Genomic DNA, 24,163 nt, shown 5'->3' with positions numbered 1-24,163 from the left:
TGCCGCCTTACTTCTGGTAAAAACACACCATACTTTTATGCTTCACGGTAGGGCACTTTAATCCAGAAAAACCGTCAGTGTTCCGCTAGCGTTAAATCCTTCTGTTTCAGACTCGGGTAGATACCAGGAATTTATAAACTTACTATCCAGTAAGATTTCCAATTTAGTTTTAGTTACACCATCCACTAAAACCGTACTTGTTTCGTAAGATTCAAAAGAAACATCGCTGCCACCAAATTCACTGCCCCTTTTTAAAATTTCAATGCGATGGAAGTGATCTTTGTAGTACGAAAGGTTACGACTAGCGTCCTTATAACGCCAACCACCGGTGGTGGAATCCACATCAATCAAGCCTAGGTCTTCCTGTAGTTTGTGAAAAGTCAGCGTTACGTCGTAAATCTCCCCATCGGGAAAATCAATAGCAAGGGATAGATCTTTCGATAAGTAATAATCAGGCCCCTTGTAGTAAACACCAGCCTCCAATCGGCTGATCTCCGGACTTACCGCGCGCGCACCACTTTCGATGGTTTCGCTAGTCTGGACATCGGTGAAGACAACGTTTACCCGGGAAGAATTCTCCGAAAGTCGATCGAGGGGCTCGACCTGCTCTTGTTCGCAGGAAAAGGCCAGGAGTGGCAAGATTATAAAGAGTAGTCTAAATTTCATGTTTGCTTATTTTACTGGTGTTTATCGTTCCGTGCGCCATAGCTTTGCGTTTATACTATGGATCAACTCATCTCAGCACCACAAACGCAGGTCGAGACCAAACTGGTACGTAGCATACTACTGGACATTTTCCCCGGACGCTTGGAGGACCTCAACAATTACGCCTTCGGCTTCACGGCAGAGGACGCTCCAAGGTCCTCAAATAGGATTTTGGAACCTTGGAGCGTCTCGAAACTAAAGCGTAGCGAAGGGTTTCGAGTCCTCCAAGCGTCCGATTTGAAAATGTCCAGTAGCGTGGGTACGTAGTTAAAGTTAGGGGAATTACCCCGTATTAAAAATAATTATTCAGTGTAAGTAAGCCCGCTTACAAGTCAGCCAGTGAGGCACCTAGGCGACTAAACCGCTGGCCATACATCCCGGGATTATACGAGGCTGCCCGAATACCTTCGCGACCCGAGCATTCTTTGCCATGTATAACCGGCGTACCGCGCGCTACCGGTTAGGCAGCAAAATGGTATTACGGGCCACGGCCGGTAGTTTGCTCCGCGTGATGAATAAAATTGCCAGTTCGGTAGTTATTGCCCCGCCCCACTCAAATAATCTAACGCAATATTCGAATAAATCTCCACCCCCAGTTTCATCGACCGGTCATCGATCTCGAAGGTCGGCGTGTGGTGGCCACCGACGTCCGTCGGTTCTTTGGCCGGGTCCAAGCCACCCAGAAAGACGAACAGACTCGGCACCTCCTGCGCATAAAAGGAAAAATCCTCCGCTCCGGTGATGGCCCGGACGAGGTTAATGTTATCCTCCCCAGCCGTCGCGGCCACGATGGGCATCAACCGGCGGGTGATGTCCGGGTCGTTAAAGGTGACGGGGTATCCTTTGTTGATCGTCACTTCGGCGGTCGCTCCGCTGGCGGCGGCGATGTTGGTGGCCGTCCGCTCGATGCGTTCGAAGATGTCGGCTTTCATGTCTTCGTCGAGGGTGCGGATGGTACCAATCATGGTTACTTCGTCGGGGATGATGTTGGAGCGTACGCCCCCTTCGATCTTGCCGACGGTGATGACGGCGGCTTCCTTGGTTAGTTCCGTCTGGCGGGAGACGATCGTCTGGAGACCCATGATAATCTGCGCGGCCGCCACGATGGGGTCGACGCTCGTCCAGGGGCGGGAGCCGTGAGCCTGCTTGCCTTTTACCTTGATTTTGAAGCTGTTCGACGCCGCCATCGCACCGCCGGGCTTGTAGTTGACTTCCCCGAGCGGCGTCTGGGCGTTGATGTGGATACCGAAGGCTACGTCGACCTTGTTGTCGGAAAGTACTCCTTCTTTAATCATCAGTTCGGCACCACCTTCTTCGCCTACGGGCGCACCTTCCTCGGCGGGCTGGAACATGAAGACGACGGTACCTTCGATATCGGCTTTACGCTTGGTTAGTACTTCCGCGGCGCCCATCAGCATGGCGACGTGGGTATCGTGGCCGCAGGCGTGCATCACTCCAACGTCCTTACCGAGGTAGGTCGTTTTTACTTTACTGGCCCACGGCAGATCGACTTCTTCCACGACGGGCAGGGCGTCGATGTCGGCCCGCAGCGCGATCACGCCACCGGGTTTTCCGCCTTTAAGAATACCGACGACGCCAGTGTGCGCTACGTTCTCCTGCACTTCCATGCCCAGGCTTTTGAGGTGGGCGGCGATGTATTTGCCCGTCTCGAATTCCCGGTTGCTGAGCTCGGGGTTTTCGTGGACGTGGTGCCGCCATTCGATTACCTTGGCTTCTACTTCGGCGGCGGCGGCGGCCGTCTTCGCGTGAGAATCGGACTGGGCGGAAAGCGTGAGGCTTAGGAGCAACAGGAAGAACGGAAAAAGTGATTTCATTGGTTTGTGTTGTTTTCGATGGTCAATATACAAATGGGGGCGCGGTCGCGGGTGCCGTGTAGATTGGTTTGAATGCAGTCTGGTCCGATAAGCCTACGAATCAATCCGGATCAGTGTAGAACAGCGCGGTGAGTTCTTTTCCCGAAAAGTCCGGGTTCAGGGAAAATTCGTTCCTAACTGCCGCCAACCAGTCTTCGCCGAAGTCGATTCGCTTAGTGGTAATCTTTTTTATTCCCTTGCGAAAGGAGAGTTTGTTGTTGAACAGTCCGATTCTTCCGTCCTGCGTAAGTTTTCCCACGAATAAGTGCCGACAAAAGTGGGACCTGGGATTGGTGGACATGTAGTAATTAGCAATCTCGATGTCTTCTTCGCTCACCTCCACGTTTTCGAAACTATACTGACTGGCCCACCCCTTTTTCGTTTTTCGCTGCACCATAAATTGCTGGCCGGCAACCGGCGCTATCCTCACCAGTCCGTCTTTGTCGCTGACGGGGACAGACACGTTGATGTCTAGCGGGACGCGGGTGACCAGCCCCCCGAATCCTACATCGGTGAGGTAGGTTCGTCCATCCAACTCAACTAAGTAAGCCAGGTGGTTTCTTGGGGGTAATTTCTTGGGGTTACTCAGCCAGACCCTCGCCAGGACTGGCTTTGGGGTGAACCCGAGTGACTTGAGTAGTTCCGCGTACAGCGTGTTGAGTTCGAAGCAGTAGCCGCCGCGGTTCTTTTGAACGATCTTATTAAAAAGATGATCGTGGTCTAAGGTAATCCGCCGACCTGCGGGAATGTCCAGGTTTTCGAAGGGGATGTTTTCCAGGTGGCGTTCCTGGAGCTTGGTCAGGCCGGCTAGGCCGGGGGTGAAATCGTTGACTTTTATCCTGTTTAGGTAGTCGGTTATTTTAGAGTCGTTCATATCGGGGTTGGCGGTCGGCGGCAGTGAGTAGATACATCAGTCGGAAGGTATAGTAGAATTGGTTGGCCCACCCTACCCTGCTCCCTTACGGCTTAACCTTGCACCTGCGTCCGCTTGGATTAGGCGGTAGGCTGGTAGGCAGTAGGACACCTTACGATTTAACCTTGCACTCCCGATAGCTATCGGGACCGCGCCCATAGTGCCGTTAATCACAGTATTAGATGCTTATCAGATCCTCTCTTTTGCACAGAAGCTGCCTACCGTAAGGTTCTACGTCCACCTAAACCGCCTATTTGGGGGTCACGTCAAAGAGAATTAGCGGCGTGACTAATAAGTTTTGGACCGGCACCTCTGCTTAGCATCACGAGCAGGTACGTAACTTCACTTCATGCAATACCGCTCACTAAGCTTCCTACTTTTAGTCCTGACCAGTTGCGCCGCCCCCCGCCCCGGCGCGGAGCAAAAACTAAGCGAGCTGCAGCTAGTCCTCCCTACTCTCTCCACCCCGGTTGCCAATTACGTACACGCCGTCCGCACCGGCAATCTGATCTTCCTAGCGGGCAAAGGCCCCACGCGCGCCGACGGTACCCGCGTCAACGGCAAACTCGGGGCGGACCTGACCGTCGAAGAAGGCTACGCGGCCGCCCGGCTGGCGGGGCTCCAACAATTAGCCGCACTGCGACTGGAATTGGGTAGTCTGGACCGGGTGGTGCGGATCGTTAAAGTGCACGGGATGGTCAACGCCGCCCCGGACTTTACGGAGCACTCCCGAGTAATCAACGGATTTTCCGATTTGATGGTGGAGGTGTTCGGAGAGCGGGGCAAGCACGCGCGGGCGGCGGTGGGGATGGGGTCTTTGCCGGGGGGGATGGCGGTTGAGGTGGAGGTTGTTGTGGAGGTTCGGTGAGGGTAGTTTGGTATTGAAGTGAATTGTAGGACTCACCTAAGAACTTGAGTGAAGCTCAATACCAATTTAATAAGAATATCTAAATTGATAATAATTGTAATAATAGAAATCATGGCTAGCAAAGAATAAAAATTGCGCGCATGTGATCCTAAATACCTTGATACGTAATCTGACGTGGAGTCACGCGTGAATTTTGAAGCCCTACTTCTTTTTTCACCACGTTATCACATTTTTTCCAGCTTAGATTCACGGTTTCGATCAGTGAGCGCACAAAGGTATTTTGGACCTCTAATCGTATTTTCAACTACCGTTCTATGAGAAGTAAGTCAGGTGTTGAACCTTTTCTGAAAACGGTTGGCTCTACTCTTTTCTTTCTTTTTGTAGGCTGTAACAGCTTAATCACTTTTGAATTGCACCCTTGATGGCCGGCTTTTCAATAACGTTTACCGACTGAATAAAGGACGATTAAAACCAGGAAGCTCAATCTCAACCATATCCTTATCGTAATAGTCCCCTTCTAGGTATTCCTCGAAAGCGAATAAACTGTAATTCATCGCATATTACTGTATTTTTGATGATATATACTTTTTTTGGTCGAAAATCAAATCTCTGCGCCTTATAATCAACGTTATGGCATAGTGGACGATCCAAACCATCGGTGTTAAATGTTGTCGTTGCTCGCTTAAGAAATAAAGATTCGCGGTGCTGACGATTTCTGAATAGCCTAGCTAAATCATCTCTAATCCGCGGTGGGTGAGAGTGTAATTCGATGAAAGCTTAATGAAAGATTGCTGTCCATAGTTTTATCCACTGACCAACCTGAGGCTGATCAAGGTTTAATGTCATCCCTTCACATTACTGAATAGCATCTACATTAAGACGGTAGATTATAAAAATTAATTTGGTTAAGGCTCCTGGAAATACAGCCGTGTTCTTATTGATTCGCACTGAGATAAGTAGTTTTTTCTTCTTTAACTCAAATATTGAAGTTCTTGAAATCTGGACGCTGTCGCCGTTTAAAGGGAGATAATAGCTCGTCAAACTCAGAACAATACAATCCGGTGAAGGCTAGAAATTGAGTCTTATTATCCATGATTTCGTCAATAGCCTTAGCGAAAAATAGTAAATTTCCTCATCTCTGGGCCTCATGTACGTGCACGTGCTCTACGCGCGCAGTGGAAAATTGCAGGACATAATCTCTATTTTATTGGAGCGTGTAGTCTACCCCGTTGACGGACCCGGAGGTGGTCCTACCCCATCCTGAGTCTGGTCACTCAATGTATCCGGCATCAGCGAATCCGGCTCTGGTGGTGGAGCGACTCCAGTTTGGATTGAGCTACCGCCTTCTCCCATAATGTCTGAACCCGGAAAAGGTGGCGGAGCTAATTGATCGGGGGCTGAGTCGAGATTTTCTAACACCTTTACACTCTGTGGTGACGGAGGGGGAGCAAATACATCTCCACCTTCAACAGTAGAATCAGATTCGCTTTTTCTGCTTGAGCTTGAAAGACCGACCAAAGAAGCTAGTCCTGAGAGGGAATCTGCAGTGTAGGTTACTTTAAAAAACGCCATAATTAAATGTCTTTAGGTTATATTTAGGTGTTTACTATGACTTGTAAACCCCTGTAATTTGGTTTGAGCTGATATCAATGTTAACTTTTTGACCATTAGCATTTGCTTCAGCTAAAATTGCTAATACATTGGTGACTCCGTCGGTTGATGTTGGAGCGATCCTTAACCAACCAGTATGATCCGGAATATCCTTCATGATTGCATGACACAACTTAGAATTAACGTATGATGATACATACCTCACATTTTTGCCGTAATACCACATAATATATTATTTAAGTTAAAAAATTTATCTCATTAACACAAGTTCATTTCTAGTGAGAAATCTGTGCCGCCTTAATTTACTATCAAGACATATAAACGCCATAGATTTCACCATCTGTGCCAAAGTAAACATTGACTTTTTTATTTTTAGTAACAGCTGCATTCAAAATCGTTACCACATTGGTGACTCCATCTAGCGAAGTTGGAGCAATTCTCTTCCAACCGGCAGAATCCTCAATTATTGCGTGTGCCCACTTTGTACCTACCCTGCTACTGATGTAAACGGCATTCTTGCCAAATACCCAACCGGCAACACCGAGGGATTTAAATGTCATAATTGATCCTGAAGCAGATATATCCGAAATTTTCAAGTCTGAATTGCTACCATCCCACCACTTACTATTGGGGCTGGTACTGTCAGAAAATTGTATTTTATTAGGTGCACTAAAAAGGTCGTTAGCATCACCAGCATTCACATTCTTCTCCATATCAAATTGATTATCGGCTTGCTCTATGGAACATTCGTAATGCATTGCTGACGTCATCTGCTCATTATCATTATCACCCAGTTCATCTATGTGCCAAATAGCCAGTCCAGAATCTGGAAGAAACGTGTCTCGACCTGATTTTTGACGGTTTTCTATGATAAAATATTCATTCGCATTTTTTGAATAGATGTAAAAGTCATTATTAGCTGCATTGAGGCTAGCGGTAGTGCCTGCTGTTATAGGTACTAAACTAGTGGACCAACCTGCCTCATTTTTTAGATAGGCTCCGACCTGCACTGGATTTTTGTCATTTCCGCCATTGCACATGAGGCAAAAATTTCCTACCCCATTAGAATTTCCGCCATAATCGTACAAATCAGGAAAGCTGCATATCATATGACCATTTTCATGACAGAAGGTCCTTAAAGTCAGGCTGCTGCCCATGTTAGTTATTTGATAGTCGGAGAATTTTTTACCCCCACCAACATCATACGACGAGGCTAGTCCCCATTGATGAGGCCAAAGACCTTCACTCCAGTTATTCATTCGTGCCCCAACGTAATACACATTTAAAGCGTAAATAAAGCCACCACTGTCTGAGGTCAGTTGACCGAAATTGAATCCTTGTGATTTAAAGTGATCCAATGCTTCTGTAATTAGTTCTCTCGCTCGGGACCCAAACGAAATTGCGGGATCCGTATAGTATGAGCGATTATTTGAAGCAGTATAATATCGTGTCACAACATTAGTGTAAGTCAATTTACTCCTTGAATTATCGAAGAAATAGTCGCGTACTGAGCCGTTATTCCCAAATCCAGAATACCCAGGTTGATTACAGAAGTTGCCAACTTCCTGGACACTGATTGTATCCGTAACATCCGGAAACTTGACAAGTATACAAAGCCCAACATAATTACCAACGGTAGGTGCGGTCACCGGGGCAGTTTGAGGGCCATCCACTAAAAGACGTTGAGTAACAGCGGCTTTCTTCATCGCTCGACGGGTTTTCCATCGAGGGACTACTGCCCCCTCTGCCAAAGGAGAACTTTGAACTATTTGCCTTACACTCGACTTTCGCAGACGTACGTGTTTTTCTATTCCAAGTCCACTAGGATCTACATCATTTATACTCTTCGCTATTGGCAACAATTTACTATTGTCATCAGAAAGTTGAGCATACCTGTAGTATCCTGTCTTAGGATCTTTAATTACCGTATAACCATCTTCGGTTTCAAATCTAGCATAAAACTGGTTTCCTGAACCTACAACCTCAATGGTACTACCGTCAGGGTTTGTGAAGGTAAATTTTTGATTTATAAATGGTGCTGGCATCGTGTCAAATATTTAGGTAAAGTGAAAGGTGTACAGTATAGTACATTTGGGGCTAGCACGTCATGCCGTTTCGCACCCCTGATAGTATAGCTTGACGGTACTTGCAAACTGGTTAACGATTAGGCAGCGCTTTTGATTTACGCCTGATTACCATGTGGGCCGATGTTGTAGTGAGAGAATTTATTCCACTTGCCTCCATAGTGGCGACAAACAATTCTAGCACCCTCTAAAGCAACTTTCGATAGAACTGAAAGCTTATTCATCAAATCACGTAGCAGAGTAGAAGACCATAACGGTTATACGTCCAAATCAGGCATAGAAGAAATGAGAATGATCATTCCTTACATTCATACTGTTGGGGGAGAATGTGTATGTCTTTCAACTCCAAGATTATTCTCGCCCTCACGTACTTGCCTAAAATATTGCAAAGGCATATTACCTGCCAGTAATTTCCTAGCAAAATATTGGTGCTCTAATTTTTGCAAAGCCATCATATTGCAAGTGTATTGTGTGTGTTTTTTAGTACTGCTTCTCGCCCCCTGCGTGCATTCTGAAACCTGCACCCAAAGCCGAATAATGTTTTGACACTTCAATATAGCAAAATAAATAACAAACTGCATGAAAAATCTTACAAAATATCTAAATTTGATGTCTAATTTATAAAAATTAATCAATATAGTGAGGTTTTAGGAGCAATTACAGGGTAAAGTATACTGTAATTTGCTTACTGATGGGGTTGGATTAGTAATACTCCTGTTGTTCAAGTTGCTACCATTGTCATCGCAATAATTGTTAATGCAATCATTTATAGTTCTCGATACTTGTAGTAAAGTCTCTTAGTTGTACTGAAGCAAGCTCAGTGACTCGAGCTACTGCATACATGCTGAAGAGACTCCTGATAGCAAGGCAAGGGCCTCGAATGTACTTGGCGTACGTTAGCTACCGACAATAGGGTACTTTCCAATTAAGGCGCGGTCGTGCCGACTTAACTGGAAGCACACTAACTAGCGACCTGAAACAGTACACGATTGCTACCCCGCTCCCTCTCGAATCATTCTGGTGCTTGTCTCGACTTAGTCGGGACCCAGATTTTTATAGGAACCAGCAAACTCAGCTGAGAACCAAACCCACTTCCATAAAACAAAACCCCCAAAACTTACAAATCATACCTAATACCATTAGGCTTACATACCTAACAACATTAGGCAAATGGACAGCAAGAGAAACACCCCCCGCTTCAAGCGCTGGTACTTCGCGGCAATACTACTGGTGGCCGTAGCCGGACTGGCCGGTTACTACCTCAGCCAGGATAGTACAACGCGCGTGCCCGGCGGACAACTGACGGTGCAAACAGTGACGAACGATCAGTTTTACGAGTACATCAACCTGACGGGGCGGGTGATTCCGGAGGAGACCTATTATGTAGACAGCAAAGTGGCGGGGAATGTGGGGCGGATTTATGCGGAGTCGGGGCAGCAGGTGCGGCGGGGCGATACGCTGCTGTTTATTTCTAACGCGGACCTGGAGCTGGAAGTGATGCAGCGTGAAAGCCAGTTGATCGAGCAGTTGAACGCCCAGCGGCAGACGCGGCTGCTGCTCAATCAGAACGACTTTACGCGGCGCGACCAGCTCGTGGAAGTCGATTATCAACTGCGGTTGCGGGAGAAGCAATTTGCGCGGAGTACCGTTTTACTTGCGGATTCGCTGATCGCCCGCAGCGACTTCGAACCGACGGAAAACGGATTTGCTTACTACGCCCAGCGGCGGGATTTGCTGCAACAAGCTTACCGGGCGGACAGTAGCGCGCGGCGGTCGCAACTCCGGCAGATTGCAGATGCGGAGGTTCGGTTAGTCCGTAATTTGGGACGGGTGCGGGCGATTCTGGACCGGCGCTACGTACTGGCGGCGGCCGACGGTCGCTTGAGCGATTTCACGGTGCGCGGCGGTCAGGCCATCGCAACCGGCGAGCGGCTGGGCGAGATTTACCGGTTGGAACGGCCGATCCTGGTCGCGGAAGTCGACGAATTTCACCTCGATCGCATCTACCCCGATCAGCCCGGTCTGCTGCTGTTCGGTGACGACACCGTCGAGCTGGCGGTGCGCAAAGTTTATCCGGCGGTAGAGAATGGGCGGTTTCGAATTGAGGTTATGGCGTTGGGCGTCCCGACAAAGTACGGGACTGGTGCCAGGGAATGGACCAAGGGGCAGAGTAAGCGCATTCGCCTCCTCTTCGGGACACCCAAACCTTCCGTCCTACTGGCCAGCGGAAATTTCTACGGCTCGACCGGCGGGCGCTGGGTCTACCGCTTATTACCCGACGGCCGCGCGGAACGCACGCCCATCCAGCTCGGCCGGGCGAACCCCGATTATTACGAAGTACTGGAGGGCCTGAGCCCCGGCGACCGGGTCATCACGTCCGCTTACGACGGATTTCAGGAATACGAAACTATCATCATTAATTAAATACCCCTATGTCCGCAACACCAACCGTCGTCTCCCTGCGGGATGTCCATAAAATTCATTACACCGCCGAGCTCCAAACCGCGGCCCTCAACGGGCTTAACCTAAATATTGCTCAGGGGGAGTTCGTAGCCATCATGGGTCCTTCCGGAAGTGGTAAATCGACGCTGCTCAACGTTGTCGGCATGATTGACGAGCCGAGTCGGGGGACGTATAACTTTCTGGGGACAGACGTCACTACCCTCTCCCGCCGTAAACGAGCGGCGTTCCGCAAGAACCACATGGGCTTCATCTTCCAGAGCTTCAACCTGATCGACGAGTTGTCCGCCTTTGAAAACGTCGAACTACCGTTGGTTTACCTCAAGGTGCCGACGGCCGAGCGGCGGGAGCGGGTTAACAGAGCCCTGAGCGAACTCGAAATGGGGCACCGGGCCGGTCATTATCCGCGGCAACTATCCGGTGGGCAGCAGCAGCGGGTGGCGATTGCGCGGGCGATTGTGACTAATCCTTCGCTTATTCTGGCGGATGAGCCGACCGGTAATTTGGATTCGGAGAATAGCCGGTCGGTGATGCGTAAATTAAAAGAATTTCATGCGGGTGGGGCTACTATTGTTATGGTTACGCATGCTATGAAGGATGCTGGGTTTGCTGGGCGGGTGGTGGAGTTGTTTGATGGAAAAGTATTGGGGTTGGAAAAGGAGTTTCTTGCGAGATGATTATTTGGAGATTTTGAGAGAATTAACAATTACTCCTTTTTGAATGGAAATTTGGGGAGGCATCCGGGAAAACAAAAAGATTGGCACGACAGCAACATGAAATGACTAAAATACGGGGACAACAAAATTTTGGAATGATAAATATGTAGAAACAACGGACATGTGGAATATTAAAAATATAGGAATATTAAAATATGGAAATACCAAAATGTAGGAATAACAAAATATGGGAATACCAGAATGTGGGAACAACGAAAACGTGGGGAAGCATGCGCTGCGCGTCTACTTCGTGGTCCCACGCTACGATAGACGACCCTCCGGGCCTAAATGATAAGATATATTAAATATCACAAGTCCTTGTTGATCGTCCCTTGAGCCTGGCCGATGTTTTGGTGCTGGAAAGGCGTGAAGAAATCCGTACTGTTTGAGCCCCCACTAATTATGTATTAAAACCACCAGTTGATGTTACCAAGAAGTTTAATCCTGAGACACAAAGTGAGCGGCGAGTTTACGGATTTTAGCCTTTCCAGCACCAAAACATTGATCAGCCAGGCTCAAAGGACAAGAATTTTGTTTCTTTTCTTCCGAAAAGAAATATAAAATGGGTAAAAACGAAAATAGGGGAAATTAATCCTACGCATTGTAAAACGAAAACGTGGGGAAGCATCCCCACGCTACAAGAGACGACCCTCCGGGCCTGGTTATAACATACTAAGTCTTTTGAACCAGGTTAAATAGATCAATATTAATAAAAACAATAAAACCATGACCACAAAAACCCTAGTAGCCGCCTCCACAAAACCCTTAGTCCTCTCCATCCTATCCCACGGAAAAAACTACGGCTACCGCATCATCCAGGAAGTAGAACGACTCTCCGCCGGAGAACTTGCTTGGACGGACGCCATGCTCTACCCCGTCCTAAAAAGAATGGAGAACGAAGAATTGATCGCTTCCCACTGGGTAAAAACGGAAAGCGGACGCAAACGCAAATATTACGAAATCACCGCCACCGGTAAGGAACGGCTCGCCGAAGACCGCCGCCAGTGGCTCAACGTCTCCCGAATGTTCTCCCGCCTGTGGGATGCCGAGGGGAACCCACTTTCCATCGCCGATTAAATTATTTTCGTATGAAGTCTTTTGATGTGTCCGCTGCGGTGGCGCAGTGGCGTAGCCAGCTTATTTCCGCCGGTAGCGACCCTTCTTTTTTGGAAGAATTGGAGTCTGGTTTGTACGACCGGTACGATCATTTTCTGTTGTCCGGTCTGCCGCCCGCAGAGGCGTTTGCCCGTGCCCGGGAGAAGGTCGGGGACGTTCCCCGGGTGGCCGTGGCGGAGTACGGTAAGGCCGCTCGTCCGTCGGGATTTGCCCTGGGGTACCTCTTACCCAGCTATTTGAAAACCGGCCTCCGCACCCTGCGTTCGCGCCCAATTTATAATCTAATTAATTATCTGTGCCTGACGATCGGCATCGTTACGGCGGCCATTGCCCTACTTTATTTGCGGAGCGAATTACGCTACGACGCCACCACGCCGAACGCGCAGGCGAAGTACCGGTTGGGCATGCAGTATCGTTCCCAGGGCTACAGCATGATCGGTTTTTCTGATTATAATCAGACGGATGCGGATGAGCAGTTAGAGCGGGTTAGGGCGCTGACGGAGCTGCCGGGTATTTTGACCGCGGTGCAATTTCAGACTTTTCCCGAGCGACAACTGATCCGTTTGCGGGAGGGGAAATTCGAAGTTGAGAATCTATTAGAAACAAATACGCCCGCCGCCTTCGCGGACTTCTTCGGCTACCGCTTCCTGAGTGGTTCCGCCACCGCCTTCGCCGCCGCCCCGAACACCGCCGCCCTGACCGCCGGGGAAGCCGAGAAAATCTTCGGCCCCGACTGGCGCAACCAGAACATCATCGGCCAGCCGCTCACCATCGATACGTTTACCTACACCATCGCCGGCGTGCTGGCGGACCCGGCCCCGAACACTCACTTCGACTTCAGCATCGCCCTGCACCGCGAACGCATCGCTTACTGGGGCAGCCGGCTGTACGTGGAAGCCGACGCCGCGCAAAACGCTGCGACGCTGGCCGCCGCCATCGACGACAACTTTGCCAAGATCAATGCGTCCCTGGCGCAGCAGGACTTATTTGGCGGTGTCATCGTGCAACCGCTGCGGAGTATCCATCTGGGGTCGGACTTACTCTACGAACTCAAACCGCCCGGCAAACCGGCCTACCTCTACGTGATTGGCATCATGGCGCTGCTGGTGTTGCTCCTGACTATCAGCAACTACACCAACCTCGCCGTAGCGATGCACACCGGCCGCAGTCGGGAGATCGGGATGCGCAAGGTTTTCGGAGCCGGTGACGGGCAAATCGCCGGACAGTTCCTGCTCGAAGCCGCACTGCTGGGGTTATTGGCCTTTCCCCTGGTGATGACCGTGCTCTACTTCCTCCTGCCGCGCTTCGACGCACTGATGGGAACGGCCATCGGGGAGGGCGCACTCCGCTCCCCGGTGGTGTGGGGAATCGTGGTAGCCGCCACTTTAGTGATTGGCTCGCTCGCTGGATTATACCCCGCCGTATACCTATCTCGCCAGCCCATCATCGGGCTTTTTGACCACCGGATGAAGTCCGGGGGCGGAGGCGCCGTGTCCACCCGAAAAGTGATCATTACGCTCCAGTTTACGCTGCTCATCGCCCTGTGTAGCCTGACCTTGCTGGTGAACCGGCAGTTGAATTACATGCAAACCAAAGACCTGGGTTTCGACCGCGATCGAGTGCTGTACGTCAACGTGAACGCCGACAGTAGCCGCTTCGCTACTTTTCGGGAAGAGGTGCTGCGCTTGCCGTCCGTTACCTCCGTCGGGGCGGGCACCCCGTTGGGGCAACAGGATTTTAATCAGCTCACGTATAAACTGGAGGGGCAAAGTGAAGTATTCGACGACGCCTACAACGTTTATATGGATTTCCAGTCGCTGGCCTTGCTGGACATAGAGACTTCCATTCCGGAACTGGTCGCCGACCCGGAGCAGGCACCGGCGCGCTTGGTCCTGATCAACAACACTCTGGCCGAACGCCTCAAGAACCGCTACGGCCTGACGGACGCTGACCTGGTCGGCCGCACCATCATCGAGGAACCGGAGTACACCGACGAAGAGACCGGCGAAGTTGGTTTCCCCTACGAGATCTACGGGACTTTTGGGGACATCAATGTGTTCTCGCTCCGGGAGCAGGTCGGTCCCATGCTCATGACCGTTTCCCGCAACCCCCGCTACGTATACTGGGCGGCCGTTCGGTATCGAGAAGATAGCCCGACGGAGATTCTAAAGGATGTCAGGACGGTTTATGACGGCATGAACCTCGACCCCATTTTCACCCACGCTTTCTTGGAGGCAAATCTGGAGGATCTTTATGAAGATGAGTCGCGTATTTCTACTTTGAGCACTTACTTCAGCCTTGTTGCTTTCGGGCTGGCTTTACTCGGGCTCATCGCGCTCACGGCTTACCTGACGACGCTGCGGCAGCGGGAGATTGGGATACGCCGGATACTGGGGGCTAGCCAGTGGTCGATTCTGCGTCGCTACAATGGGGAGTATTTACCGCTCCTCGCGGTGGCGCTGCTCATTGCTACTCCGCTTAGTTGGCTGGCCGTTGACGAGTGGTTAGCTGGTTTTGCGTACCGTATTGACGTTGGGCCGTGGGTGTTCTTGCTGGCGGCGGGTTTGACTTTGCTGGTTACCGTTTTGGTGGTTAGTATGGTTACGGTGCTGGCGATGCGGGTGCTGCCGGCCAGGGTGTTGTCCGGGGAATAAGCTGAGCGGTTTAGGATTATTAACTATGGCAAAGAATGACCGTACTAGCAAAGAAAGCCGTGCGGCTGGTAGTTGCGCGGGGTGCCCGTGTCCAAACGCAAATCAGAAGCCCTTTAGGACACCAGCAGAGCCAACTGCGATTAGACCATTAAAATCAGTATATTGAGTAGGACGACACAGTTGATATCATAAAGGTAAAGGGCAGCAAGGGCCGGCTAAATCGTACTGCCGCGTCGGGCGCGCAATTCAATAATTATGAACCTAGAGGAAAAAATAAGGGCCCAAATTAGTAAGATACCCTTTCTGAATAAGGAAGAAATTGAAACCATCGTTGAGAAAACCATCGTCCGTGCGTTCAATGAAGGGACCGTATTACTGAGGCAGGGGCAAATCCCGACAAAGTGTTACCTCGTGGTGGAGGGCTGCGTCCGGGAGTACCTAACGGCGGACGGAGAAGAAAAAACGACGGCCTTTTTCACGCAAGGCGAATCATTTACACCTTTTGCCAAAGACGGCAAACCTTCGGAATACACCTGGGAATGTGCCGTAGATTGTGTTTTAACTGTTAGTAATGAGGAGTACGAGCAAGAAATACGGGCGGCGCTCCCCAGACTTGATGCCGTTTTTCAGCAAATGGCCATCGGAAAAATAAATGAAGCAAAAGAGGCACTGACTCGTTTTGCCAATTCCTCGCCCGAGGAACGATACCTTAATTTACTGGAAACGAAGCCGGGGCTGCTCGGCGTAGTGCCGCAACACCAAATTGCGAGTTACCTCGGTATTAAACCACAATCTCTGAGCAGAATCCGTAAGAGATTGATGAGTAAACAGGATTAACAGCCCACGTTGTGAATACGATTTTAACTTAAGTGAATGCCAGTGTTTTTGCCGGAGCATAATTTTGCTCCTTCAGAACCACCATTCCCATGATCTACAGAACAACTCCTCCCGCCGGCCTCCTTCTTTTCTTGATTTTCCTAGCTTTTTCTGGCCAAAGTTGCACGTCCCCAAGGGAAAAAAGCATCAAAAAATGGGAGAAAACGCAGTGGCGGACGGTCAAAACAGACAAGCGGGACACCCCTACGTGGGTGATTCGTACACGAGAACTTGCCGGAAAAAATTTTCTGGAATACAAGATCGAAGGAGAAATCGAAGCATCGCCGACGGCCTGTATTTCATCGTTTAAACGGGAAATACATACCCTGGCTGACGACCCGAAAAATAAAAAATATCCTACGTACGATATAGCGGAGGAGTCCGCGCACGAGCTTTTAACCTACGTCATCCATAAAGAGCCTTTTCCGTTGAAAAACACGGAAATGAGCATCCGTTACCTGTTCTCCCCAACAAGCGAAAGTAGTGGTGAAGGGGTTGAATGGACGGAAGATTGGAACGCCACTATAACGCCACCCGCTTCAAGGAAGCTTTCTAGAGTCGAGACTTTCCGGGGCGACTGGTCGTTCGTACCAACGCCTACCAATTTTAGCAAAGCGGTAAGTCACGTACGGTTCGACCCCAAGAGAATGCCGATGTGGCTGGTAGAGCCTATGGTTGTTAAGTTATTGGTTGCAGGGTTGACCAACCTGAGGGAGATGACTTCTCAGGAAAATGACCGGTAGATCTTTTGGAGTTAGCAAAATATAAGAATAAGCAAATAACTACTATGGCATCGCTCTTCAAATCAGAATCTGGAAAGAAAGAGATACTCGAACTATACGACGATAAGCTACGTGAACTAGAAATAGTGTATCAATACAAAACGGTTGATACCAGCTACGGAGCAACCAACCTGGTAGTTACGGGGAGTGCTTCAAATCCACCACTAATAATAATACACGGGTCCAACGCTTGCGCTCCAATCAGCCTGGAAACTTACCCGAATTTATCGGCTCAGTTTCAAGTATTTGCAGTTGACGTACTCGCCCAGCCCAACAAGAGCGCCGAGACGAGATTAAGCATGGAAGACGACTCCTACGGGAAGTGGCTTAACGAAGTCATCGCTTCGTTGGAACTGGAAGACGTCACCCTCGTTGGGTTTTCCTTCGCGGGTTTAGTCATCCTGAAAACCCTCGCGGACAAGGAAGATAGAATCAAAGAAGTATTCCTAGCCGCACCCGCCTACTTAGTCAATGGCAACCCATTCGTGACCTTGTTAAAGGTCTTTCTCCCCATGAAATTATACCAAATAACGAAAAAGCGCAAGTTCGTAGAGAAGTTTCTCAATGAAATATTTACCGAAAGGGATGAGTTCGCCATAAAGTACCTCTCCAAAGTTTTCCTACACTTCAGGATGGACTTCACGCCCGTCCCCGTCATCAGCACGGCGGATGCCGGTCAAATTAAAACCCCGATAACACTAATTGCGGCCGGAAAAGACCTCCTTTTCCCCGGCAAAAAGATGGTGGCCAGATTCTCCAAGCTATTCCCTTTTGGTAACGTAGTGCTACTCGAAAATTCTAAGCACGTTCAAAATAGGACAAATAATAGAATGATCCAGGAATTGATTATGCGAAAATCGTCGGTGACGCCCATTTCGCAGTAGTCCGGCAAATGATTAGGGGCGCGGTCGCAGGATGCCGGGGAAATTCGGAAGGCAAGCGTAGCTTCTTGACAATGCAACTCCGCACCGTTACCTCCGCGTCGACTTCTCCCCCCCGGGAAGACCGGTAACTTATCTTGGGAACAAGGTCGTTACTGACACCGAAACAACTCACTGGCAATCACTCAAACTTAAACGCAGCAACCATGCAACTTATCATCATAACCGGACCTCCGGCAGTTGGAAAAATGACCGTTGGAATGAGTTTGGCCGACATCACGGGCTTCAAACTGTTTCACAACCACTTATCGATTGAGCTCGTCAATAAGTTTTTCGACCACGGCACACCGGCCTTCAGAAGACTGGATAAGTTAATCAGGTTCAGTTTCTTCGAAGAAATAGCGGCGAGCAACTTGCCCGGGCTTATTTTCACTTACGTGTGGGCTTTTGATGACCCGGACGATACGACCTACGTAGACGAGATTTTCCAAGTGTTTCAAAAGCACGGCGCCGAAGTATCGGTAGTCGAATTATGTGCGGATTTGGATACCAGGCTGGTCAGAAACCGCGGTGCCGACAGATTACGGCTGAAGCCTTCAAAGCAGGACGTGAAGTCATCCGAAAAATGGCTGCTGGAAGGCGAGTTGAAATACCGCATGAAGTCAAGCGAAACAGAAATCAGTGAGAAAAACATCTTGTCGATCAATAACAACAGTTTGACTCCGCGTCAAGTCGCATCGGAGATAGCTAAACGTCTGAATCTTTGCGCATCTACATCAAGTACGTAGAACAGTATGATCACCAGTAGGAGGAACTGTTTGCGTGCGGCGATTAACATGTTGGTGCAATTTTAAGGTAATGGCTCATTCTACGTTCGTTTGCGCTCCGCTATGCTTACCGTCGCTTACCCCGCCAAGGAAATGCAAACCCGAATTTCACCCCAAAACTCCCGAATTCTTCCAATCGGGAAGTGCCCGTTGGTTCGTCAACGTTGGTATCGTTGTTGTAGAGATAACCATCGAAAGTCATGTCCTTGACCGCCGTTGCGAACAGACCGAGGGTCCCTCCCCAACGAAACTGATAACCCACGTCGGCAGCGTAGTAATACCCACCGGTTCGGTACTGCTGGGAGTCAATGTTATCGCTACCCTGAAATCCGGATAAGACTTTCCCGCCACCCAAACCAGCTAGCCAGCCACGGCGGTTTTGACCCCGCAAGTGTAGCCCTACGCCCTTTGCGGAAGTCCCGAAGCTTTCGTTGTGGGTACTTGAGGAACGATATTCCGCGCCCAAGCCGACGTATTGATTGAACCGGTACCCCACGGCGGCGGAGATTTCTCCTTTTAGGTTCCCGATGTTGGGAAAAATACCTACCCCGAGTTGCAAGAATACCGGACTGTTGATGTACGTAGAATCTGATTGGGCACTTGCCAAGAAGCTGCACACGAGTAGTAGCGCGGAGAAAAGATATTTCATGATGAGGTAATTAATAGGGTAATGCGGTGATAAATAATTGAGTGGTCTAAATTACGCATATTATGTTGTTTTCTATCTTCAATCGCCAACATGTCGCTTGTTGTGCTGCACGGAGGTTACTTAACTGACTTTACGCACGGGAATTTTTCTAAGCATGAACATAGCGGAACACAAAAGGCACAAAACAGGACATAAGCACAAAATGGCGTGAGTGCGTTGATTTCATTAACTCTTACTTTGTGCTTTTGTCTCTTCCTTTTGTGTTTTATGTGTTAAATAATCTTCCGTGCTCAGAAATTATAGCAAGTACGTAAGACCAGTTACTCGAGTCGAGCCAAAAACTTCGCCACATCAGCCAACAATCTCTCCGGCTCCAACAGCAACACATTATGCCCGACATCCCGATACATCAAATGCTCAATAAAATTTGAATGTGCGTCAGCGAGTTGTCGATTCTGCTCCTCAAAATCCATCAGCCAATCTCCCTCCATGATCGGATCGATGATCAGTAGAGGCACGCTCAAATTTCGGTACACGACTTCAGGTTGCAACAGTACGTTACTCGATTCAAACAGCGGAACCTGACTGGGACGGAAGGCCCCGTCCAGGATTTGACTGGTGTTAGCTTCCCAGAGCCATTCACTTATGCCGTAGTTTATGCTCCAGGCAGATGTATCACCCGCTGGTCTTCTCTTGATGGTATTGAACAACTTCCAATCTTGCTGAGCGTCACCGGTTTTGAAATGACTGAAAGCGGAGGCTTGACTTGCGAAGCTTTCAACCTTACGCGCGGTGAAGTCACCCAATTTATTTCTAGCTTGCTCCTCGGATAACTTCTGTACTTCACTGGTCCACATTACGCTTCCCCCATCCACTAACACCAAAGCATCAACCTTTTCCGAATACTCGTCATAGTAGGCCGTCGCGATGGTACCACCCCGTGACACACCGATCAGTACCACCGTTGCTATTTTTTCGACTTCGAGTATTTGGTCAATATCGTCAGCCATGTGGTAAACAGATTTGGCTGAATCAGGTCGGTTGGTTTGGCCATGGCCGTAATAATCAATACACAAACTTCCGTAGCCCTGCGCTGATAATTCCTGACTTGCCTCCATGAAGTCGTAGGAACTTCCGAACGTTCCGTGTAACCAAAGGATGGTCGGTAACTTGGTATCTCCTACCCGATAGTAATGGATTTTGCCGTTTTGCGTTAAGGTGAATGCACCGTGGTTCCGCTCGAACTTCTTGAATTTCTGTAGGCTTTGCTCGTAATAGTTATCTTGCTTTTTAGTTGGGTTTGTGTTGGTATTCTGGCAGCTTATGGCGGTGCTTGTTATGAACAGTAAAGTGGCGAGATAGATAACAGCTTTAATTATCATCATGCGTTTTAAGATTTACTATTGCTTTCAGTTTATAAACCTTGAGTGTAACAGACGCCTTGAACAGCGTAAAAAGCGACATACTCGACACTTTCTTCTATCAAAGATAATCAGCTTTTCTATTCTCTCCGGCCCTAGCTGAGCGTAGCGAGGCAAGGTATTCCTACCTTAAACAGTTCGGCTGGCTTCATGGCAAACGGGGGGCGTTGAAACAGCTATTTACGCGCTGAGATCCTTTTATCCTGAATAGCCATACGCCGTACGGGGAGGCAAAATCATTCCCAAATTACTTAATCTAATGGTTGTGCGGCTATGTCAGCGGCATGTTTTTTGATCTCAAAGGTCTAAATCCTAGCTAGATTTTGTCTTTACTATTCTAACAAGGTCCATTTTCTTAAAATAGAATAACAAATTAACCACACTACTGGACATTTTCAAATCGGACGCTTGGAGGATTCGAAACCCTTCGCTACGCTTTAGTTTCGAGACGCTCCAAGGTTCTAAAATCCTACTTGAGGACCTTGGAGCGTCCTCTGCCGTGAAGCCAAAGGCGAAATTGTTGAGGTCCTCCAAGCGTCCGGGGAAAATGTCCAATAGTATGCAAATTAACATAACGCCTATTTTTCTGCTTTTCTGATGAGATTTAGCTCCTTGCAAAGTTATCATCCAAATATATTGGCTATCAAAGTTTAAACTTGTATATTCTGATCACACTTTTGAACTAGGGTTGTAGCATGTTAAACCTGTCATTTCAGGAGTAACTACATTCCTGAAGAAACTGCCTGTCATAGAATCCATATATTTTGTGCAGAGATAAATGCGTTAACAATAATTTACTAAAATGGACCAATTGAAAAAGTTTCTATCAGATATCTACAAATTAAATAGTGAAACGCTAGACGAGTACACCTCACATTGGTCTGAATGTACGATACCAAAGAAAACCATAATGACGGAACCAGAGAGAACTGAACGCTACATATATTTCGTAAACAAAGGAATTCAAAAATCATATTACTTAAACAATGGAAAACAACACGTACTATTTTTTGCCTACACTCCTTCATTTAGCGGCGTTGTGGAATCTTTCCTTACCCAAACACCCTCAAAATACTATCTTGAAACAATTACTGACAGTAAATTATTACGATTGCCGTATGAAAAACATATACAATTAATAGAACAATACAGAGAACTTGAAACACTGTTTAGAAAAATAGCAGAACAATTTTTACTAGGTATCATAGAGAGACATCATCAACTGATGGCTTTTAACGCAGAAACGCGTTTTAAAAGTTTTGTCCAGAGAAGCCCGCACTTGTTGAATATGGTTTCTCAGAAAGATATTGCCTCCTATTTACGAATCGACGCTACTAACTTCAGTAAGTTAATCAATAGAGTTAAAATTTAACAATCTTGGTTTTTACCAAGAATAGAACCCTAAATGTTTAGGAACTTTGTCACATCGTAAATTAAAAACAGTGATCATGAGATTAATGAATTATGCACTTATAGTTGGGATCATATTGTTCTCAATTAACAGCTACGCACAAAAAATGCCAAATAGTGATATGACGAATCAAGAAATCGTAAAAAAGTTCCTAAATGGGTTTAACAATCCTGCAGAAATTCAAGAATCCCTGGATTTACTGACGGCTGATTATAAGTTTAAGAACCCCATGGTAAAACTAAATTCTAAAACTGAATTCATTGAACTGGCCAAGCAAATCGGAGCCGTAATTACGGCGATAGAAATTATCAACATTGCCGAAAATGGAAATTGGGTAGCCGTTTTCTATAATTTTAAATCATCCGTTGAAGGCCTGGAATCAAACACGGCAACTGAATGGTTTAGAGTTGAAAATGGCCGCATAAAAGAATCGAATTTGATCTATGATGCTTCGGAATGGAGAAATTTTTATGCCAAGATAGAAAAATAACCTACTGACAACAATATATAAAGATAGCGACTTTGATTTTTAATCGAAGTCGCTATTTTTAGTTGCAGTCCTTCTAAAGTGGAATCGTTAGTTTTTATAATGTCCGCTACTATCCTACTAGTAAACCCTTAGGCACACATAGCAAAACGCTGTCCAATTCGCCTTCCTTAACTAAAACTAAAACCCAAAGACATGACTGAACGAAAAGAAGCGTGGCAAACAATCCTTATTTTCTTAACTATTCTTACCGTTATAAGCACGCCATTTCACTATGCCATCGTCAATCTATACCCTTCTCGAATATACGTTGGTGCACTCATGTGGTCTCCAGCTATAGCGGCAATAATCACCATGAAACTAAAAGGACGGTCAACGGCTTCCCTGAATTGGAATTGGGGAGATTGGAAATTTATTCGATGGGCTTATTTTATTCCCGCCTTATATGGCTTGATCACTTATGTACTAATCTGGGTTTGCGGATTTGGAGGCTTAGCTAATGAAGAAGCAGTTACGGATTGGGCAGAAGAACTCGGGTTGGTTGGAATAGGAACGTTAAATCCAACGTCAATAATAGTCATAGCCATTATCTTGTTAGGAACTGTCGGAGTAATAAGAGCAGCAGCCACGGTTTTAGGAGAAGAAATAGGGTGGCGAGGATTTTTGATCTATGAATTAAAAAAGGTCCTTTCCTTCACCGGCGTTTCACTTTTCGCCGGATTTATTTGGGCATTCTGGCATTGGCCAATATTGCTGTATTACAGCAAAAACATCACGTTGGAATTTATCACCTTTTTCGTTTTTGTGATCTCCATGTCATTCATTATGACTTATTACACCTTTAAATCTAAAAGTATCTGGCCGGCAGTAATCTTTCATTCTGTAAGCAATGTGTACATTCAGAAAGTATTCCCTCCTCTGACATCAAAAATTGAAGGTACGGAGCATTGGCTCGGTGAAAACGGAATTATGTTTGCAATTGTGACCTGTGCTTTTGGACTGTACTATTGGAGGAAGGCAATCAAGGAAAAAATGTGAGGGGAAACGTTGCTATGATTAATTCTCTGCTATAACCTGATTTGGCCATTGAGTTATTCGATTGTTTTAGCTATACTAATAACCGTCCGGTATCCAAATCCGCCTTTTGCCAACGACGCTAATACACCTATGGGATCATTCGCAATGTGACCGCCGGGCTGATTAAACGGTGGGTTCATTCTCTATTCCTCGACGGACCCCGCAAGTGAAGGGCTCGCACGAAAGTGTTGCTAAATCACTACTTAAATCACTACGAACCATAACCGACCCCGCACCGGTCGGGAACGAACCGAAAGATTATGAGGGCCCAGGGACTATACATTCCAGATAAAAATTATCGCTCAGCTATCTGATAACGCTAACCAGAGTGGATGTGACGACAGCAGGCCCCTCCAAGGCCGGACGGGGATCTGTATGGTTGAAGACAAGGCTCCGCGAGCTATGCCGTTTATCCCAGAAAGCTATACGCCGTACGGGGAGGCAAAATTACCCTTGAATTGCTTAACTTAATAACTGACCTTACGCAAGCAGATTCTGCCACAAAAACACAGAACCACAAAAGTGTAGGGAAAAGGGGCTTCGGCGTAGTTGAAAAAAGTTTTTTTTGTGCTTTTGTGTTTATGTGGCTAAATAATCTGCGTGACATCAGTTAATAATTGTGCTACCTGTTATCGATATTTTTTTAATCCTATGAGCAATGGTCCGGGGAGGTTTTTAGGCTGCTCGGGCCGTACGTAGTCCGAAGTTAACCACCTCCGGCCACACTTTTTTAATTAACTGCGGGTGTAGG

At 47.8% G+C, this 24,163-nt stretch carries 18 protein-coding genes; 12 read left to right on the top strand and 6 right to left on the bottom strand.

Annotation, left to right across the window (positions count from 1 at the left end):
• Positions 1-57: 57 nt before the first annotated feature.
• The 3 genes from GGR27_RS05500 to GGR27_RS05490 all read right to left on the bottom strand — a co-directional run bounded on the left by GGR27_RS05500 (position 58) and on the right by GGR27_RS05490 (position 3,453).
• The gene (locus tag GGR27_RS05500) at positions 58-666 is read right to left on the bottom strand and encodes a hypothetical protein (protein ID WP_168036422.1); all 609 of its coding nucleotides are present in this window, start codon (positions 664-666) and stop codon (positions 58-60) included.
• Positions 667-1,241: 575 nt separating this feature from the next.
• On the bottom strand, positions 1,242-2,540 hold the full coding sequence (locus tag GGR27_RS05495; RefSeq protein WP_168036421.1) for an amidohydrolase: 1,299 nt from the start codon (positions 2,538-2,540) through the stop codon (positions 1,242-1,244).
• 100 nt (positions 2,541-2,640) lie between these two features.
• Positions 2,641-3,453: an arylamine N-acetyltransferase family protein gene (locus GGR27_RS05490; RefSeq protein WP_168036420.1), complete on the bottom strand. Its 813-nt coding sequence runs from the start codon at positions 3,451-3,453 to the stop codon at positions 2,641-2,643.
• 388 nt (positions 3,454-3,841) lie between these two features.
• Between GGR27_RS05490 and GGR27_RS05485 the strand changes: the two genes are divergently transcribed.
• A complete protein-coding gene (locus tag GGR27_RS05485) occupies positions 3,842-4,360 on the top strand; it encodes a RidA family protein (RefSeq protein WP_168036419.1) in 519 nt (172 codons plus the stop codon).
• 1,919 nt (positions 4,361-6,279) lie between these two features.
• On the opposite strand, the gene GGR27_RS05480 is transcribed toward GGR27_RS05485, so the two are convergent.
• Positions 6,280-8,016 carry a M6 family metalloprotease domain-containing protein gene (locus GGR27_RS05480; RefSeq protein WP_168036418.1) on the bottom strand — a complete coding sequence of 579 codons (1,737 nt, stop codon included), beginning with the start codon at positions 8,014-8,016 and terminating at the stop codon, positions 6,280-6,282.
• A 1,209-nt stretch (positions 8,017-9,225) separates the two neighbouring features.
• Here GGR27_RS05480 and GGR27_RS05475 point away from each other — a divergent pair.
• The 8 genes from GGR27_RS05475 (at position 9,226) to GGR27_RS05440 (ending at position 18,328) form a co-directional block, all read left to right on the top strand.
• Positions 9,226-10,479: an efflux RND transporter periplasmic adaptor subunit gene (locus GGR27_RS05475; RefSeq protein ID WP_168036417.1), complete on the top strand. Its 1,254-nt coding sequence runs from the start codon at positions 9,226-9,228 to the stop codon at positions 10,477-10,479.
• Between the two features lie 8 nt (positions 10,480-10,487).
• Positions 10,488-11,192, top strand: a complete 705-nt coding sequence (locus GGR27_RS05470) for an ABC transporter ATP-binding protein (protein ID WP_168036416.1) — start codon at positions 10,488-10,490, stop codon at positions 11,190-11,192.
• A 765-nt stretch (positions 11,193-11,957) separates the two neighbouring features.
• On the top strand, positions 11,958-12,308 hold the full coding sequence (locus GGR27_RS05465; RefSeq protein ID WP_168036415.1) for a PadR family transcriptional regulator: 351 nt from the start codon (positions 11,958-11,960) through the stop codon (positions 12,306-12,308).
• Between the two features lie 11 nt (positions 12,309-12,319).
• On the top strand, positions 12,320-15,001 hold the full coding sequence (locus tag GGR27_RS05460) for an FtsX-like permease family protein (protein WP_168036414.1): 2,682 nt from the start codon (positions 12,320-12,322) through the stop codon (positions 14,999-15,001).
• 255 nt (positions 15,002-15,256) lie between these two features.
• Positions 15,257-15,838: a Crp/Fnr family transcriptional regulator gene (locus GGR27_RS05455; RefSeq protein ID WP_168036413.1), complete on the top strand. Its 582-nt coding sequence runs from the start codon at positions 15,257-15,259 to the stop codon at positions 15,836-15,838.
• A gap of 89 nt (positions 15,839-15,927) precedes the next feature.
• Positions 15,928-16,620: an SRPBCC family protein gene (locus GGR27_RS05450; RefSeq protein ID WP_168036412.1), complete on the top strand. Its 693-nt coding sequence runs from the start codon at positions 15,928-15,930 to the stop codon at positions 16,618-16,620.
• Positions 16,621-16,664: 44 nt separating this feature from the next.
• On the top strand, positions 16,665-17,543 hold the full coding sequence (locus tag GGR27_RS05445) for an alpha/beta fold hydrolase (protein WP_168036411.1): 879 nt from the start codon (positions 16,665-16,667) through the stop codon (positions 17,541-17,543).
• A gap of 203 nt (positions 17,544-17,746) precedes the next feature.
• Positions 17,747-18,328 carry an AAA family ATPase gene (locus tag GGR27_RS05440; protein WP_168036410.1) on the top strand — a complete coding sequence of 194 codons (582 nt, stop codon included), beginning with the start codon at positions 17,747-17,749 and terminating at the stop codon, positions 18,326-18,328.
• A 106-nt stretch (positions 18,329-18,434) separates the two neighbouring features.
• Here GGR27_RS05440 and GGR27_RS05435 read toward each other — a convergent pair whose 3' ends face one another.
• Together GGR27_RS05435 and GGR27_RS05430 are read right to left on the bottom strand one after the other, a co-directional pair.
• A complete protein-coding gene (locus tag GGR27_RS05435; RefSeq protein ID WP_168036409.1) occupies positions 18,435-19,016 on the bottom strand; it encodes a hypothetical protein in 582 nt (193 codons plus the stop codon).
• A 320-nt stretch (positions 19,017-19,336) separates the two neighbouring features.
• Positions 19,337-20,401, bottom strand: coding sequence for an alpha/beta fold hydrolase (locus GGR27_RS05430; RefSeq protein WP_168036408.1), 1,065 nt, complete (start codon positions 20,399-20,401; stop codon positions 19,337-19,339).
• A gap of 838 nt (positions 20,402-21,239) precedes the next feature.
• Between GGR27_RS05430 and GGR27_RS05425 the strand changes: the two genes are divergently transcribed.
• The 3 genes from GGR27_RS05425 to GGR27_RS05415 all read left to right on the top strand — a co-directional run bounded on the left by GGR27_RS05425 (position 21,240) and on the right by GGR27_RS05415 (position 23,373).
• Entirely contained in the window at positions 21,240-21,809 is a 570-nt protein-coding gene (locus GGR27_RS05425) for a Crp/Fnr family transcriptional regulator (RefSeq protein WP_168036407.1), read from the top strand.
• A gap of 76 nt (positions 21,810-21,885) precedes the next feature.
• Positions 21,886-22,338: a nuclear transport factor 2 family protein gene (locus GGR27_RS05420; protein WP_168036406.1), complete on the top strand. Its 453-nt coding sequence runs from the start codon at positions 21,886-21,888 to the stop codon at positions 22,336-22,338.
• 192 nt (positions 22,339-22,530) lie between these two features.
• The gene (locus GGR27_RS05415; protein WP_168036405.1) at positions 22,531-23,373 is read left to right on the top strand and encodes a CPBP family intramembrane glutamic endopeptidase; all 843 of its coding nucleotides are present in this window, start codon (positions 22,531-22,533) and stop codon (positions 23,371-23,373) included.
• The last annotated feature ends 790 nt before the right edge of the window (positions 23,374-24,163 follow it).

This window comes from Neolewinella antarctica, from assembly GCF_011927835.1.
GTDB classification, from domain to species: domain Bacteria; phylum Bacteroidota; class Bacteroidia; order Chitinophagales; family Saprospiraceae; genus Neolewinella; species Neolewinella antarctica.
Note: the sequence above shows the minus strand (reverse complement) of the source record. Positions and strands in the feature narration are given on the sequence as shown.